Source organism: Amycolatopsis rhabdoformis (assembly GCF_035918295.1).
GTDB lineage: Bacteria > Actinomycetota > Actinomycetes > Mycobacteriales > Pseudonocardiaceae > Amycolatopsis > Amycolatopsis rhabdoformis.
The window spans coordinates 8,446,453-8,461,601 of record NZ_CP142149.1 but is presented as its reverse complement, the minus strand read 5'-3'; the positions used below and the strand labels follow the sequence as shown (position 1 = coordinate 8,461,601).

11 protein-coding genes are annotated in these 15,149 nt (G+C 70.3%); 9 read left to right on the top strand and 2 right to left on the bottom strand.

Annotated features, from left to right (window positions below):
* Window positions 1-436: 436 nt before the first annotated feature.
* From lanKC to VSH64_RS39115, 8 genes are all read left to right on the top strand, one after another.
* Window positions 437-2,983 (top strand): class III lanthionine synthetase LanKC, encoded by a 2,547-nt coding sequence (gene lanKC / locus VSH64_RS39150; protein ID WP_326567788.1) that lies wholly within the window; start codon window positions 437-439, stop codon window positions 2,981-2,983.
* 33 nt (window positions 2,984-3,016) lie between these two features.
* Window positions 3,017-3,169 (top strand): SapB/AmfS family lanthipeptide, encoded by a 153-nt coding sequence (locus VSH64_RS39145; RefSeq protein ID WP_220245799.1) that lies wholly within the window; start codon window positions 3,017-3,019, stop codon window positions 3,167-3,169.
* Between the two features lie 455 nt (window positions 3,170-3,624).
* The gene (locus VSH64_RS39140; protein WP_407655590.1) at window positions 3,625-5,292 is read left to right on the top strand and encodes an ABC transporter ATP-binding protein; all 1,668 of its coding nucleotides are present in this window, start codon (window positions 3,625-3,627) and stop codon (window positions 5,290-5,292) included.
* Window positions 5,289-7,004: an ABC transporter ATP-binding protein gene (locus VSH64_RS39135; RefSeq protein WP_326567787.1), complete on the top strand. Its 1,716-nt coding sequence runs from the start codon at window positions 5,289-5,291 to the stop codon at window positions 7,002-7,004. Before VSH64_RS39140 ends, VSH64_RS39135 begins: the two co-directional genes overlap by 4 nt.
* Window positions 7,005-7,426: 422 nt before the next feature.
* Window positions 7,427-9,823 carry a sensor histidine kinase gene (locus VSH64_RS39130; RefSeq protein WP_326567786.1) on the top strand — a complete coding sequence of 799 codons (2,397 nt, stop codon included), beginning with the start codon at window positions 7,427-7,429 and terminating at the stop codon, window positions 9,821-9,823.
* 51 nt (window positions 9,824-9,874) lie between these two features.
* Entirely contained in the window at window positions 9,875-10,300 is a 426-nt protein-coding gene (locus VSH64_RS39125) for a roadblock/LC7 domain-containing protein (RefSeq protein ID WP_285970952.1), read from the top strand.
* Between the two features lie 34 nt (window positions 10,301-10,334).
* Window positions 10,335-10,703 (top strand): DUF742 domain-containing protein, encoded by a 369-nt coding sequence (locus tag VSH64_RS39120; protein WP_326567785.1) that lies wholly within the window; start codon window positions 10,335-10,337, stop codon window positions 10,701-10,703.
* Window positions 10,684-11,274, top strand: coding sequence for a GTP-binding protein (locus VSH64_RS39115; protein WP_326567784.1), 591 nt, complete (start codon window positions 10,684-10,686; stop codon window positions 11,272-11,274). Before VSH64_RS39120 ends, VSH64_RS39115 begins: the two co-directional genes overlap by 20 nt.
* Before the next feature lie 86 nt (window positions 11,275-11,360).
* Here VSH64_RS39115 and VSH64_RS39110 read toward each other — a convergent pair whose 3' ends face one another.
* Both VSH64_RS39110 and VSH64_RS39105 read right to left on the bottom strand, forming a co-directional pair.
* Window positions 11,361-12,734 (bottom strand): tryptophanase, encoded by a 1,374-nt coding sequence (locus VSH64_RS39110; RefSeq protein WP_326567783.1) that lies wholly within the window; start codon window positions 12,732-12,734, stop codon window positions 11,361-11,363.
* A gap of 37 nt (window positions 12,735-12,771) precedes the next feature.
* Window positions 12,772-13,899: a tryptophan dimethylallyltransferase family protein gene (locus VSH64_RS39105; protein ID WP_326567782.1), complete on the bottom strand. Its 1,128-nt coding sequence runs from the start codon at window positions 13,897-13,899 to the stop codon at window positions 12,772-12,774.
* A gap of 353 nt (window positions 13,900-14,252) precedes the next feature.
* On the opposite strand from VSH64_RS39105, the gene VSH64_RS39100 reads away from it, so the two are divergent.
* Window positions 14,253-15,119 (top strand): methyltransferase domain-containing protein, encoded by an 867-nt coding sequence (locus VSH64_RS39100; RefSeq protein WP_326567781.1) that lies wholly within the window; start codon window positions 14,253-14,255, stop codon window positions 15,117-15,119.
* Window positions 15,120-15,149: the final 30 nt, after the last annotated feature.

The following is a 15,149-nucleotide window of genomic DNA, read 5'->3' as shown; positions in this document are numbered from 1 at the left end:
CCTTCTGCCGCGCTGGCCACAACGTACCCGCTGCCGTTTCGGGGCCTGCTCGCCGAGGGCGGCCGACGTGGCCCGGGCCACGGCCGCGGCGCCGGCTGCCGTCCCGTGTGGACTGAACCCTCCCCCAGGTCCGCGCGGCCGGAAAATCGGACACCGGAATGAGTTGATGGCATTCTGCCAATTTCGGCGGTACGGTTATGCCGCACTTCGCCGGACCTGCATGAACAATGCGGCGCCGCGGGTGTTACACCACGACCGAGTGGTCGAGTAATCCGCGAAATCACGCAGGGTTCTCGCTTTCGGCCGGTCGTGCCACCGTTGTCTACCCTGATCAGCCCAGCCGAACCCCCGGGTTGGCGGATTGGCCTGCACCACTCCGGCGTGCGGGAATATTCCTCGTCAGGGAGTGCGGCAGGGGCACGGAGGGTGCGGTTTCATGGACATGCGGTATGAAGCTTTCTGCTTCGCGGATCCGCTGTTCTTCGACGAACAACGCGAAACCGGAGCGGCAGCCGACGACTTCGCCGCCGGGCTGCCGGCCCCGGGACCGATGTGGACGGTGGCCCCGCGCGGCATCTGGCGCGTGGTGCACCCGCAAGGCGTTGACCTGCCGGAACAGGGCTGGAAGATCCACGTTTCGGCCGGAATGGACAATGCGGACCGCGTGCTCGCCGCGGTGCACGAGTACTGCTTGGACCACCGCTTGGCGTTCAAGTACCTGCGCTCGCGGACGATCCTCCTGGCGCGCAATTCGAAATATGCACCTCGCGACGGAAGTGGCAAGTTGATCACTCTTTACCCGGTCGACGAATACGAACTCGCGCGGGTTCTTCAAGATCTTTCCGCTCGACTCGACGGCGAACACGGCGCTTATGTACTCAGCGACCTCCGGTACGAATCCGGACCGTTGTACGTACGTTATGGCGGATTCGCCGAGCAATGGGTGGAACACGACGGCACGCGAGTGCTCGCGATCCGCAAACCCGACGGTACTCTGGTACCCGACCGGCGTGAGCCCGTTTTCTCGGTACCCGATGGGGTGAAGATTCCGGACTGCCTGGCCGCGAGCCTCGCGGCCCGCAAGGGCGGCGACCCGGCGCAGTTCCCCTACCGCGTCACGAGCTCCCTGCACTTCTCCAACGGCGGCGGCGTGTACCTGGCCGAACGCAAGGCCGACGGTGAGGAGGTCGTGCTCAAGGAGGCGCGGCCCCACGCCGGGCTCGACCGCGAGCTGGTGGACGCCGTCGAGCGGCTGCGGCGGGAGCACGAGGTGCTGCAGCGGCTGGCCGGCGTGCCGGGTGTGCCGGAGGCGTACGAGCGCTTCACCGTGTGGGAGCACCACTACCTGGCGATGCAGCGGATGCCGGGCACGTCCCTGGGCAACTGGCTCGCGCTGAACTACCCGCTCACGCGCCGCGACAGCACCGAAGCCGACCTGCTCACCTACCGCGACCGGGCGGTGGCGGTGCTCGCGCAGGTCGAGCGGATCCTCGGTGACCTGCACGGACGCGGCGTGGTGTTCGGTGACCTGCACGCACTGAACGTGCTGGTCACCGACGAGGACGAGGTGTCGCTGATCGACTTCGAGATGGCGTTCGACGCCGCCTCGGGCACCAGGCCGGCGCTGGGCGCGCCGGGCTTCCGGGCGCCGGCCGACCGGCACGGGGTCGACATCGACCTCTACGCGCTGGCGATGCTGCGGCTGTGGCTGTTCCTGCCGTTGGCGACGCTGCTGGAGCTGGCACCGGCGAAGCTGCGCGGGGCGGCGGAGTTCGCGCAGCGGCGCTTCGGGCTGGCCGACGGGTACGCCGACGAGCTGGTGCGGGTGCTCGGTGCGCCCGGTTCGCTCGACGTCCTCACCGAGCTCGACGAGGACCGGCCCGACTGGACGCTGGTGCGCAAGCAGATCGTGGAGGGTGTGCTGGCCTCGGCCACGCCGGCGCGAACGGACCGGTTGTTCCCGGGCGACATCGAGCAGTTCCGCGTGGGCGGCGCGTGCTTCGGCTTCGGCGCGGCCGGGGTGTTGTGGGCGCTGGACGTGGCCGGGGCCGGGCGGTTTCCGGAGCACGAGCAGTGGCTGCTCGACGCCGTGCGCCGCGAGCCGCCCGCGCGGCCGGGGTTCTTCGACGGCAGCCACGGCATCGCGTACGTGCTCGAACACTTCGGCCACCACGAAGCGGCTTCGGCGCTGCTCACGGCTTCGCGGGCGTTGGTCGAGCAGACCACGGACCACGCGCTCGAAGGCGGCCTCGCCGGCATCGCCCTGACCGAGCTGCACTTCGCGACTTCCCGCGGCGACAACGAATACGGGCGGCAGGCGCTGGCCACGGCCGTGCGCCTGGCCGAGAAGCTGGAGACGGCGGCGCCGCCCGGGAAGTTCGCGCGGGCGGGGCTGCTGAGCGGCTGGTCGGGGCCGGCGTTGCTGTTCGTGCGTCTGTACGAGCGGACCGGTGAACCCGCGTGGCTCTCGTTCGCGGACCAGGCGCTGCGCCGTGACCTCGAAGAGTGCGCCACGGCCGACGACGGCTCCCTGCAGGTGCGCGACGGCGAACGGCGAACGCTGCCGTACGCCGGGATCGGCAGCGCCGGGATCCTGATGGTGCTGGAGCAGCTGGCGCGGGTCTCACCCACGTCTGAGGCGTGCGCGAACCTGCCGGCCCTGCGCGAGGCGTGCCGCGGCGAGTTCGTGATCCAGCCCGGCCTGCTCCACGGCCGCGCGGGCCTGCTGGCCGCGCTGTCGTTCGACCCGGCGCCTTCGCCGCGGATCACTTCGGCCGTGGACCTGCACCTGGCGCGCCTGGCCTGGCACGCCGTGCCCTACCGCAGCGGCCTCGCCTTCCCGGGCAACCAGCTGCTGCGCCTTTCGACCGACGTCACCACCGGGAGCGCGGGCGTGCTGCTCGCGCTGTCGGCCCTGCTGGACGGCACGGAGCTGCTGCCTTTCCTGGGCACCACGCCGTCCCCCCACACCTCCGGCCACTGATGGCCGGCGGAAGAAAAACGAGAAGGGATCACCATGGAACTGGTTCTCGACCTGCAGGCCCTGGAAGCCCCCGAAGCCCTCGAAGGCCACGGCGGCGGCCACGGTCACGGCCACGGGGCGCCGAGCAACCTGAGCCTGCTGGCGTCGTGCGCGCACAGCACGCTCAGCCTGCTGACCTGCCACTGAACCCCGCTGACCTGCTGACCCTTCGATTCTTGTCGACCAGCTGACGCTCTTCGGGCGTCCCGGACCGGGTGCGGGAGCGGCGCAGGCCAAGTGCGCCGCTCCCGCCTCACCATTCTGCCCCGGTGACGCGTGCAGGTCACCGGATCCGGCGTGGGTTCTGCACAGTTGGGCCGGGCGTCGGCGAAGCGCTGGGCCGATCGGACCGCGGTTGGACGAGGAGTGAAATGCCGGGTTACGGAACCCCTCCCGACGACCCCACCACCGCGTCGGCGCCGGGCCGGTTCCCGGCAAGCTCCGCCTCGCGCCGGCCACTTGCCGATCACCGGCTCGCCTTGCCGCAGCCGACGCCCCGGCCGACACCACGACCGCGGCCACAGCCGACGGCCCGCGGCCGAGCCGACCGGCAAGCCGCCGAACCCCCTGCCTTGCCCCAGCCGACGGCACGCCCTGACCTGGTGGCACCGAATCCCGCGGCCGCTGGAGACCGGTTGTTGCGCGAGGTCGCGAGGAGGGATCCGTGGCGGGTCGGCGTGCTCGTGGTGGTCGGGCTCGTCGCGGTGGGCGCGAGCCTGCTGCTGCCCGGCGCGCTGGCGAGTGCCACCGACGCCGTGCTCGGCGGAACCGGTGCGGCGAAGCAGGTTGCCTGGCTGATCGTGGTCGGCGGCGCCGAGATCCTGGCCGACGTGGTCGGTGGCGTGGTGGTCGTGAGGGTCACCAGCGGCGCCGGCGCGTGGCTGCGGCGGCGGATGATCGACGCGTTGCTCGCGCAGAAGACGAAAACCCCGTTCGCCGAAGGGGACGCGGTGAGCCGGATGGCCGGCGACGCCGTGGGGGCGGGCGGGATCGTGCCGGTGGTGGTGCAGCTGGTGTCGGCGTTCGTGATCTCCGTGGGGGCGATCGTGCTGCTCGCGGTGCTCGACTGGCGGCTCGCGCTCGTGTTCCTCGGCAGCATCCCGATCGCGCTGCTGCTCGCGCGGTCGCACCTCCGGAACACCGCCGACGACGTGCTCACCTACCAGCGTGTGTCCGGCGAGCTGGCGGCGCGGCTGCTCGACGCGAGCGCCGGCCTGGCTACGATCGCCGCGTCCGGCACGGCTGACCAGGAAGCCGAGCGGGTGCTGAAACCGTTGCCGCGCTTGAGTCTCGCCGGGCGTGGGATGTGGCGGACGCAGGCGAAGATGGTGTGGCGCGCCGCGTTGCTGCTGCCGGCCGTGGAGCTGGCGGCGCTCACCGCGGCGGGGTTCGGGGTGCTCGACCACCGGCTGACGGTCGGCGACGTGCTCGCCGCGCTCGGCTACGTCGCCCTCGGTATGGGGCTCGTGACCCAGATTCCTTTGCTCACCACGGTTTCCCGCGCTCGCGGGTGCGCGCAGCGCGTGGCCGAGGTCCTCGACGAGCCCATCCGCGAGCGCGGCCGGCTCGGCCTCCTGCCCGGCAGCGGCACCCTCACCCTGCGCGAGGCCACCGTCGAGGGCGCGCTGCACCCCACAACCCTCACGATCCCCGGCGGAACTTTCACCGCCATCGTGGGAAAATCCGGTTCCGGAAAGTCCACTGTGGTCAGTCTCCTCGGCGGCCTCACCACCCCCGACGCCGGGTCGGCCCACCTCGACGGCCGCGACCTCACCATCCTGCGCCCCGAAGAGCTGCGCGCCGTGGTCGGCTACGCGTTCGCGCGGCCGCACCTGCTCGGCACCACCGTCGCCGAGGCCGTGGGCTACGGCAGCTGGGCCGGCGACACCGCCGTGCGCACGGCGTGCCGCACCGCGCGCATCCACGACGTCCTCACCCGCCTGCCGCAGGGCTACCACACGCCGCTCACCGAAACCCCGCTCTCCGGCGGCGAAGCCGCGCGCGTGGGCTTGGCGCGCGCCATCGTGCACAACCCCCGCGTGCTCATCCTCGACGACGCCACCGCGAGCCTCGACACCGTGACCGAACAGGCGGTTCTCGCCGACCTCCCGGCGAGAACTCTCGTGGCCGTGACCCACCGCGCCGCCCTCGCCGCGCGCGCCGATTCCGTCGTGTGGCTCGCCGAAGGCCAGATCAGAGCGATCGCGCCGCACCACGAGCTGTGGCGCGATCCCGACTACCGAGCGGTGTTCACGGAGGAGGCCGGATGAGCATCACCCAGCTCTACGGCACCACGCTCGCCCGGCAGTGGCGTGGCGGGCTCGTGCTCCTGGCCTGCTCGGCGCTCGAAGGCGCGCCGGCGTTCTTCTCCGGGCGGCTGGTGGAGCTGGCCGTGGACCGGGGGTTCGCGGTGGGTGAGCCGAAGGCCGGCCTGGGGTACCTCGCGTTGTTCGGGGTGGCGGCGTTCGCGGGAGCGTTCGGGTCGCGGCTGGTGTGGCAGCAGCTCGGCAAGGTGGTGGAGCCGCTGCGCGACGCGCTGGTGACGGCGGTCGTGCGAGGGGTGCTGCACGATCCGAACCCGCCGCGCAACGGGGCCGACGCGAGTGGCGTCGCGAGGATCACGCAGCACGTGGAGGTGGTGCGGGACGCGACGGCGGGGCTGCTCGTGCAGGCGCGCGCGATGGTGGTCACCACCGCGGCGGCGATCGCGGGCCTGCTCACCGTCGCGGGGCAGCTCGTGGTGCCGGTGGCGGTGCCGGTGATCGCCTCGATCGCGGGGTTCGCGCTGTTGCTGCCGGCGCTCGCGCGCCGGCAGCGGGCGGCGGTGCTGGCCGACGAGAAGACGGCCGAGACCACCGGCGCCGTGCTCGGCGGGATGCGAGACGTGGTGGCGTGCGGAGGTGAGCCGGGCGCGGCGCTGGCGGTGTACGACGCCGTCGACTGCCAGGCCGAGGCCGCCGTGCAGGTGGCGCGGTCCGGAGCGGCGCGGTCGCTGGTGATCTCGCTCGGGGCGTTCGTGCCGCTGATCGCGTCGCTCGCCGTGGCACCCGGGCTGGTGGCCGACGGTGAGCTCACGGCCGGCGCGGCGCTGGGCGCGCTGGTGTACCTGGCGACCACGATGCAGCCGGCGCTCAGAGGGCTCGCGGCGACGGCGAGCACCGTGGTCCTCAGGCTGCTCGTGGCGTTGGGCCGGCTGGCGGAGACCGCGGAGGTGCCGCCGACAACGCCGGGCACCGAGCCGGCCCGCGGCACCGACCTCGTCGTGCGAGGGCTCACGTTCCGGTGGGGCGCGGCGGCCGAGCCCGTGGTGAAAGGACTGGACCTCGACCTGCGCGCGGGTGATCACCTGGCCGTGGTCGGGCCGAGCGGCATCGGCAAGTCGACCCTCGCGGGCCTGCTCACCGGGCTGCTCACGCCGCAGGCCGGGCACGTGGCACTCGGCGGCGTGCCCGTCGCCGAAGCCGCCAACCGGCACGACGTGATCGCGTTGATCCCGCAGCAGGCCTACCTCTTCGCCGGCACGGTGCGGGACAACCTCGGCCTCTTCGCCCCCACCGCGGCCGACGAGCACCTCACGAACGCGGCCCGAGCCGTCGGCGCGGGTCCGCTGCTCGCGCGGCTCGGTGGGCTCGACGGCGAGCTCGGCCACGAAGCCGAAGGCCTCTCCGGCGGCGAAGCGCAGCTCATCGCCCTCGCCCGCGTGTACGCGAGCAGCGCGCGCGTGGTGATCCTCGACGAGGCGACGTCCACTTTGGACCCGGCCGCCGAGGCCCGGGCCGAACGCGCGTTCACCGAGCGCGGCGGCACGCTGGTCGTGATCGCGCACCGGCTGTCGTCCGCCGTGCGGGCGCGCAGCGTGCTCGTGCTGGACGGCCGGGAGACCCTGCTCGGCAGTCATGCGGAGTTGCTGGTGCATTCACCGCGATACGCTGCACTGATGCAGGCTTGGCTGCCCGCCGAACCGATTCGCACGGGAAGGTGACCGGCCACGAGCCGGCGCAACGGCGGAAAACGCGAGAGCCACCCCCTGTCGACAAATCAATTCGCCGACTACCCGGCCAGTGGGATTCACCACTTTCCCCGGAATCCGTATTCACCCGTTCAGCTCAGCACACCCGAAGACTATTGCCGCCTGGCGTCGCAACCACGATAAACGCCGGTAATCCATTGCTCACGCAGGGTGATCGGTCACGCTGGGCCACTCAGCGGCAGGTCGACGCCGCAATCGGTGGCACCACGGTAGCCGCTTTCATGGTAAAAAACGGACCCTGATCTGTTCCGTGGTGAAACGAAGGGTGAGTCGAGGATCCGTGACGCCGGCCGCCCCGGTCCCGCCGTCGTGTCCCGCTCCCCCGCCGGCTTCCGGCTTTTCGCCGACTGTGACTCAGGAGTTCGTGAATCGTCGTGGAGAACAAAGATGAGTCCGGCAAGGCGTACGACAAGTCGATCCGGAAAAGGCTGACCCGGACCGTTCTCATCCCGAGCATCACGCTGTTGGTGCTGGTGGTCGTGGGCGCGTCGTACTTCTTCATCAACGGCCTGTACGTGCGCCTCGTCGCCGTCTCCGTGCGCGAGGTGTCGATCCCCGCCATTCAGGCGCTGTCGTCGCTGCAGCAGGAGCGCCAGGTCGCGCTGCAGTTCCTCGACACCCCCAACGCGCAGGTCGGTCAGCTGCAGCAGCTGCAGAAGGCCACCGACGACAAGCTCAAGGGCATGCAGGACGCCTTCGCGTCCACCATCTCGAGCGCACCCGCGGAGATCGCCGACAAGGTCACCGCGCTCAAGACCCAGCTCGACCAGCTGCCGGTGCTGCGGTCGCAGATCAACTTCCGCACCATCGGCCGCGCGCAGGTGAACTCCTACTTCAACGGCGTGCTCGACACGGCGTCGACGCTGTTCGACACCCAGGCGCGCATCGTGCCCGACGTGACCGCCGTGCAGGGCGCGATCTCGGCGACCTCGCTGTTCCGCGCGACCGACCTGATGTCGCGCGAGACGTCGCTGGTGACCAGCGCGCTCGCGAGCGGCACGTTCGCCCCCGACGACTTCGTGCAGTTCACGCAGCTCGCGGGCTTCTACCGCACTCAGGTCAACCAGATCGCGCCGTTCCTCGAGCCCTCGGTGCGCAACGACTACCAGGCGCTGGTGAACAGCCCAGGGTGGAAGCAGCTCACCGACGCGGAAAGCGCGCTGGTGAAGCACGGCCCGTGGACGCAGGAGGACCGCGACACGGCGCCGGTCACCGCCGCGGACTGGCTGACCCTCACCGGCCAGATCTCCAACGGCCTCACCCAGCTCACGATCGCCCAGGGCGACGAGGTGTCCGCCGCCGCCATCGAGTCCGGCGACGCGCAGCTGCGCAACGCGATCATCGGCAGCATCATCGCTCTGGTCGCCGCGCTGACGGCGATCATCGTGGCCGTGCGCGTGTCCCGCTCGCTCGTCGACCGCGCCCTGATGACGCGCTTGGAGCGCCTGCGCAACGACTCGCTCGACCTCGCGCGCAACCGCCTCCCCGGCATCGTCGACCGGCTCAAGAACGGTGAAGCCGTGGACGTCGGCGCGGAGCTGCCGCAGCTCGACCACGGCCGCGACGAGATCGGCCAGGTGGCCGAGGCGTTCAACGTCGCGCAGCTCACCGCCGTGAACGCGGCCGCGAGCGAGGCGAAGGCCCGTAGCGGTGTCCACAACGTGTTCCTCGGCATCGCCCACCGCAACCAGGTGCTGGTGCACCGGCAGCTGCAGATCCTCGACGAGATGGAAAGCCGCGAGGAGAACTCCACGCAGCTGGCGTCGCTGTTCCAGCTCGACCACCTTGCCGCCCGCGCGCGCCGCACCACCGAGAACCTGATCATCCTCGGCGGCAAGCAGCCGGGCCGGCGCTGGCGCAAGCCGGTGTCGCTCATGGAGGTCCTGCGCGCCGCGGTGTCCGAGACCGAGCAGTACTCGCGGGTGCAGGTGGAGCAGGTGCCCGACGTGTCGATCGTCGGCTCGGCCGTGGCCGACACGATCCACCTGATCGCCGAGCTCGTGGACAACGCCACGTCGTTCTCGCCGCCCGGGTCGCCGGTCGAGGTGACCAGCCGCATGGTCGCGCGCGGCGTCGTGGTCGACGTGTCCGACCAGGGCCTCGGCATGAAGGAAGCCGTGCGCGAGTGGGCCAACTCGATGATGGCCGACGCGCCCGAGTTCGACGCCATGGCGCTGCGGGCCGACTCCAGTCTCGGCCTCTTCGTGGTCGCGCGCCTCGCCTCGCGCCTCGGCATCACCGTCACGTTCGACCCGTCGCGCTACGGCGGCACGCGCGCCACCGTGCTCGTGCCGACGCAGCACCTGGCCGGTGAGGAATCGGCCGAAGCCCTGGGCAACGCCGAATTCCGGACGGAAGCGCCGCGCGAGCTCGCGGTGCTGGAGCCGGTGGGTGCCGCCCGCACGCCACAGGAGAGCTCACCACGTCACATGGACCAAACCAGCTCGTTCACCGGCCAGATCCCGATGAGGCGAGACGCCAAGCCGAGGCCGTACCCGGCTCGCGCGTTCACCCCCGCGGACGAGTCGCCGTCGCCGGCCCCGCGGGACGTGGCACCGGCACCAGAGCCCGACCAGAGCCTCCTGCGCGGCGACGACCGGCCCCGGCTGCCCCGACGGCAGCCGCAGCAGAACCTCGTCGCACAGCTGCAGGAGGACGACCCGGGCGAGCAGAACGTCGACGTCGCCAACACGGGTGAGGTCACGGCCCGCACGCTGCTGGCGTTCCACAAGGGCACCCGCCGCGCACGGGGCGGCGCCGACGATGCCTGATCCGCGACAGCACACAGGAAAGTCCACACAGGAAAGTCAAGGTCTCTCCGCATGAACGAGTACGGGAACTCCAAACCCGACCTCAACTGGCTCCTCGACGATGTCGTGCACCGCGTCGTCGGTGCGCAGAACGCCATCGTGCTGTCCGCCGACGGCCTGCTGCTCGGCAAGTCGAGCGGAATGAGCAAGGACGACTCCGACCAGTTGTCGGCCATCGCGTCCAGCCTGCAGAGCCTCGCCAAGGGGGTGAGCCGGCAGTTCAACCGGGGCCCCGTGCTGCAGAACATGATCGAGATGGAGGGCGGGTACCTGTTCGTGTCCGCGGCCGGGCAGGGCGCGTGCCTCGCGGTGCTGGCCGGCGCCGACGTGGACGTCGAGATGATCGCGTACGAGATGAACCGCCTGGTGAAGCGCGTCGGCGACTACCTCGCCTCGGCGCCGCGGGAAGCCGCCACCATGCTCAGGGAGGCCACATGAGCTCCGCCGGCACACCTGTTCCCGCGGAGGCGCTATGACAGACGACAACTGGTACGACGAAGCCGCCGGGCCGCTCGTGCGGCCCTACACGATCACCAGTGGCCGCACGCCGGCCGAAGGTGCTCAGCTCGACGTGTCCACGCAGGTGATGACCCTGCAGTCGGAACAGGAGCCGACCGGCCTCGGCCCGGAGCACGTGGCGATCCTGCGCCTGTGCCGGCGGCCGCTCTCGGTCGCGGAGATCGCGGTGTACGTGAAGCTGCCGCTCGGTGTCGTCCGAGTGCTGTGCGGCGACCTGATCGAGCGCGGCCTCGTCATCACGCGGTCCCCGTCCCACCAGCCGGCCCAGGCGCCGGACCACGAAACTCTCCAGGCGGTTCTCGATGGCCTCATCAAGCTCTGACGGCAAGGGGATCGACTCGGTCCCGACGCCGGTCAAGATCATCATCGCGGGCGGGTTCGGCGCCGGGAAGACCACCATGGTCGGCTCGGTCAGCGAGATCCCGCCGCTGTCCACCGAGGAGGTGCTGACCGAGGCGAGCCACGGCGTCGACGACCTGTCCGGCGTGGAACGCAAGAAGACGACCACGGTCGCGCTCGACTTCGGCCGGATCACGATCTCACCGCGCCACGTGCTGTACCTCTTCGGCACGCCCGGCCAGGAACGCTTCTGGTTCATGTGGGACGACCTCGCGCGCGGTGCGATCGGCACCATCGTGCTCGCGGACACGCGGCGCCTCGAGACGAGCTTCGCCGCGGTCGACTTCTTCGAGCGGCGCCGGATCCCGTTCATCGTCGCGGTGAACTGCTTCGACAACGCGCCCCGCTACACGGCCGACGAGATCCGGGAAGCGCTGGTCGTGCCCGACCGGGTGCCCATCGTCATGTGCGACGCGCGCCAGCGGGACTCGAGCAAGATCGCGCTGATCCGCTTGGTGAAACACGCGATGACCGTGGTCCCGCAGCCTGCGTGAGAGCGGGCGAAACGACAGCTGCAGAGACACAGTGGAGGGTCACCCCCGACCGGGGTTTGACCCTCCACTGTGGACTTGGGGCGCGCTCAGGCGACGGGCGCCATCGTCAGGTTGAAGTGCCGCAGGATCTTCGGCGCCTCGACGATCCGGTACCCCGGCACGCTTTCCGGGTTCTTCGCGATGTCGCCCAGGATCTCGGCCACGTAGTCGTAGTGGCCCCTGGAGTAGGTGCGGCGCGGCAGCGCGAGGCGGACGAGCTCGAACGGCGCCGGGGTCACCAGCTCGTTGTTCTCGTCGAGCTCGCCGATGTAGAGCGAACCCAGCTCCGCGCAACGGATCCCGCCCGCGAGGTACAGCTCGCACGCGAGGGAATGGCCCGGGAACCGGCCGGCCGGCAGGTGCGACAGGAGGCGGCCCGCGTTCAGGTAGAGCGCGTGGATGCCCGGCGGCTGCACGATGTCCACGCCCGACTCGTTCGCGAGCTGCGCCAGCCGCGCGGCCTCGCCCGCCCGCGCCTCGAGGTAGTGCGGGTCGAGCACCTCCCGCAGGCCCTGGGCGACGCGGTCGAGGTCGTGGGCGCCGAGGCCGCCGTAGGTGCGGAACCCCTCGGTCGCGATGAGCAGCGCCTCGCACCGCTGCGCGAGCTCGGGGTCGCGCAGGCCGATGAACGCCCCCATCGGCGCGATGCCGTCCTTCTTCAGGCTGGCCACGCAGCCGTCGACGAGGCCGAACGCCTCCTCGGCCACCTCGCGCGGCGTCTTGCCCGCGTAGCCCTCTTCGCGCTGCACCACGAGCCACGCGTTCTCCGCGAAGCGCGCCGCGTCGAGGAAGATCGGCACGCCGTGCTTGCGGGCCAGCCGGCTCGCGGCCGCCAGGTTCGCCATCGACACGGGCTGGCCGCCACCGCCGTTGTTGGTGATCGTGACGAGCACCATGCCGACACGCGCGGCCTCCGGGCCGGTGAGCAGCTGCTCGAGGACGTCGAGATTGATGTTGCCCTTGAACGGTTCGAGGCTGTCGAGGTCACCGAACTCGGCGCACGGCAGGTCGCGGGCCTCGGCGCCGAGCAGCTCCACGTTGGCGCGGGTGGTGTCGAAGTGCGTGTTGCTCACCGAGATCTTGCCCGGCGCCAGCACGTTCGTGAACAGCACGCGCTCGGCCGCGCGGCCCTGGTGCACCGGCAGGAGGTGGGGGTAGTGCGTGAGCTCGCTCAACGCCTCCCGGAAGCGGTAGAACGACTCGGAGCCCGCGTAGGAGCGGTCCGCGGCGGCGGCGGCCGCCTCCTGCTTCGCGGAGACCGCGCCGGTGCCCGAGTCGGTGAGCAGGTCGATCGAGACCATGTTGGCGGGCAGGTTGAACGCGTTGTACCCGGCCGCGGCGAGCGCGCGTTCACGCTCGGCGCGAGTGGTGACCGGGATTTCCGCGACAACCTGGGCCCGGTAGGGCGGGAAGGTCCGCATCAGGTGTTTCCTCCACTGTGCTGGTGTCGGTGAAAAACTACCGCAAACACGAAACCGCCCCGAGGACCGGTCTCTTTCGTGCGGGCAGAACCTGATAGGCCTCCGAAGACAGGTACACGGTGATTCCCGAGCCGAATTCCCCCATTCTCAGGGAGACGTGCGCGATCAACCCGACGCCGGCACTCAGCGGCCGCTGCGAAACCGCTGCCAGGGCTTTGTCCAGTTTTGTCCCGTCGAAACCGTACTGCGCGAGAACCGCGCGAGCGCGAGCACTCGCCACTTCATCGTCGGGCACGTAGCTGCGAATAGGGAGATAAACGCTGTAGTTGGCAGGGCGTGCACCCGAACCTTCCACGAACGAATAACTGGAGACCAGTGGCCGCTGCTCGAACGGACCTTTCCCACCGCCCAGCACGGCGAGGAATTCGCGGATCAAGAGCGGGTCGGTGCCGGGCACCAGCCCGGCCGCGAGCTCGGCGTCGGCCGAGTCGGCGGCCTCGTGCGACACGTACACCTTGACCCGGGCCAGCGGGTCGTCGTCGAGGTCGAGCGCGAAGAACGAGAAGTTGTCGCGCTCGCCGCGACGCAGCGCGTGTTCGATCATGGGGTCGTACGCCTCGGCGATGTTCAGGCGGCGCAACCCCTCGTTGACCAGCGAATCGGCCATGGCCGGACCGCTGATCTGCGGGTTCAGGTAGACCTTGATCTTCGGCGCGCGGCCCGGCCGGAAGATCAGCGAGTACCACAGCGTGAACGGGCCCTGCCGCTCCTCGTGCGGCAGGAACAGGTCGGCCACGGCGTCGAGCCGGTCGGTGACCAGGCCGTATTCGCCGGCCACCTCGTCGAGGAACTCGCGGGGGCTTCTCGACCCGACGGTCTCACCGAGGACCCGGACCACGCATTCGCCAGTGGTGTCGAAGGCCACAGAAAATTCGATGGGAGTTGTGTCATCTGCCACATTCGAGGGGAATTCCGGTGGCGTCGTCAGGCTCTTTTCTCCCTGGGTTCCCAGCAGCCCACGCAATAAGCGCAGGTGACGGCCGTCCGAGCCGTCGAAACCGACTACTTCACAAAGTCGGTCGAGTTGTCCGCTGAGGTGGGCGTACATCGACAAATCAGCCATCGACACACTCGTTCCGACCATGGCGCAGTATTCGCCGTTCATTCGTGCTTGGTACGTTCAGCCCTACGGGCCGCCCCCTTTTGGCGGGCAGCCAAGAGGAACCGTCGATAGATTAGTCGGGTGAATACCGGGCCGCTACGGCTGACGGGGCGATTCGGACACGGAAAGCAGTGCCAGAGTGTGCTCAGGAGGTAGCGGAGTTCACCTGAACAACGCATCGACACAGCGCCGTACCGCAGGTACGCGGGCGCGCACGACGTGAGCGGGCCCACAAGTGAGGGCCGGCCCGCGCGGCGCCCAAGAGGCCCCGGCGCGCAGCCCGGTTGGCGGCTGGACGCCCTCCGGGGCCGATGCCATCATCATCGCGCCATCAGGCAGGTCCGAAGGAGTGCAGAGTGACTTCAGTGACGAACGCCGGCGGAGTCGAAGAAACCGTTCGCGGGTACTACAACGCGGCGATCGACGCCTACGCGGTGATGATGCCGCAGGACGCCTGGCACCACGGCGACGAGCGCGCCCACAACGCGGGACTGTCGTCGGAGGAAGCCGCGCTGGACATGCAGCGCCAGCTCGTGGCCGCGATCGGGGTCACCGCCGGAGACCTCGTGCTCGACTTCGGTTCCGGCGTCGGCGGCGCCGTGGTCAACATGGCGGAGATGTCGGGCGCACGGTTCGTCGGCATCTCCAACAACGACGCGCTCACGGCGAAGGCCCAGCGGCTGGCGGCGGCGCGAGGCTTGGCGGACCAGGCCTTTTTCCACTCCGTGGGCGACTTCGAGTACCGGACGCTCGGCGCGTGGCCGGATGCCGCGTTCTCGGCCATCACCTACCAGGAGTCGGTGGTGCACCTGCCGGACAAGCAGGCCTTCTTCGACGCCGCGTTCCGGGTGCTGCGTCCCGGCGGGACCCTGGCCGCCGTGGACTGGATCCAGCGCCCATGGGGCAAGCACCGCAGCCCCGAGCAGGTCGAGGCAGTGATGGCGGAGGTGAACCGCGGGTTCTGCATCCCTTACCACGCCACCGTCGAGCAGTACCGGGACATGCTCGTGGCCGCCGGGTTCGACGTGCGCGAAGCGGTGGACCTCTTCCCGTCCGGCCCGTGCTGGGGCTCGACGCCCGAGGAGGAGCGGGACAAGTGGCTCACCTACGAAGGTGCGCGCAACGATCTCTTCCACGACTCGAAGATCGCTCTCGACAAGGCCCGGGCCGCGGGCGTGTTCTCCGTGGCCAAGCTGGTCGCGACCAAGCCGGCTCGGTCCTGAGCCCGGCGATTCCCTTCGTGGCAGCAGTTG

Bases quoted from the DNA above. Each gene is read 5' to 3' on its own strand.
- VSH64_RS39145 (WP_220245799.1), top strand. From the start codon at position 3,017: ATGGAACTGGTTCTCGACCTGCAGGCCCTGGAAGCCCCCGAAGCCCTC.
- VSH64_RS39115 (WP_326567784.1), top strand. From the start codon at position 10,684: ATGGCCTCATCAAGCTCTGACGGCAAGGGGATCGACTCGGTCCCGACG.
- VSH64_RS39125 (WP_285970952.1), top strand. From the start codon at position 9,875: ATGAACGAGTACGGGAACTCCAAACCCGACCTCAACTGGCTCCTCGAC.
- VSH64_RS39135 (WP_326567787.1), top strand. From the start codon at position 5,289: ATGAGCATCACCCAGCTCTACGGCACCACGCTCGCCCGGCAGTGGCGT.
- VSH64_RS39105 (WP_326567782.1), bottom strand. From the start codon at position 13,899: ATGAACGGCGAATACTGCGCCATGGTCGGAACGAGTGTGTCGATGGCT.
- VSH64_RS39120 (WP_326567785.1), top strand. From the start codon at position 10,335: ATGACAGACGACAACTGGTACGACGAAGCCGCCGGGCCGCTCGTGCGG.
- VSH64_RS39110 (WP_326567783.1), bottom strand. From the start codon at position 12,734: ATGCGGACCTTCCCGCCCTACCGGGCCCAGGTTGTCGCGGAAATCCCG.
- lanKC (WP_326567788.1), top strand. From the start codon at position 437: ATGGACATGCGGTATGAAGCTTTCTGCTTCGCGGATCCGCTGTTCTTC.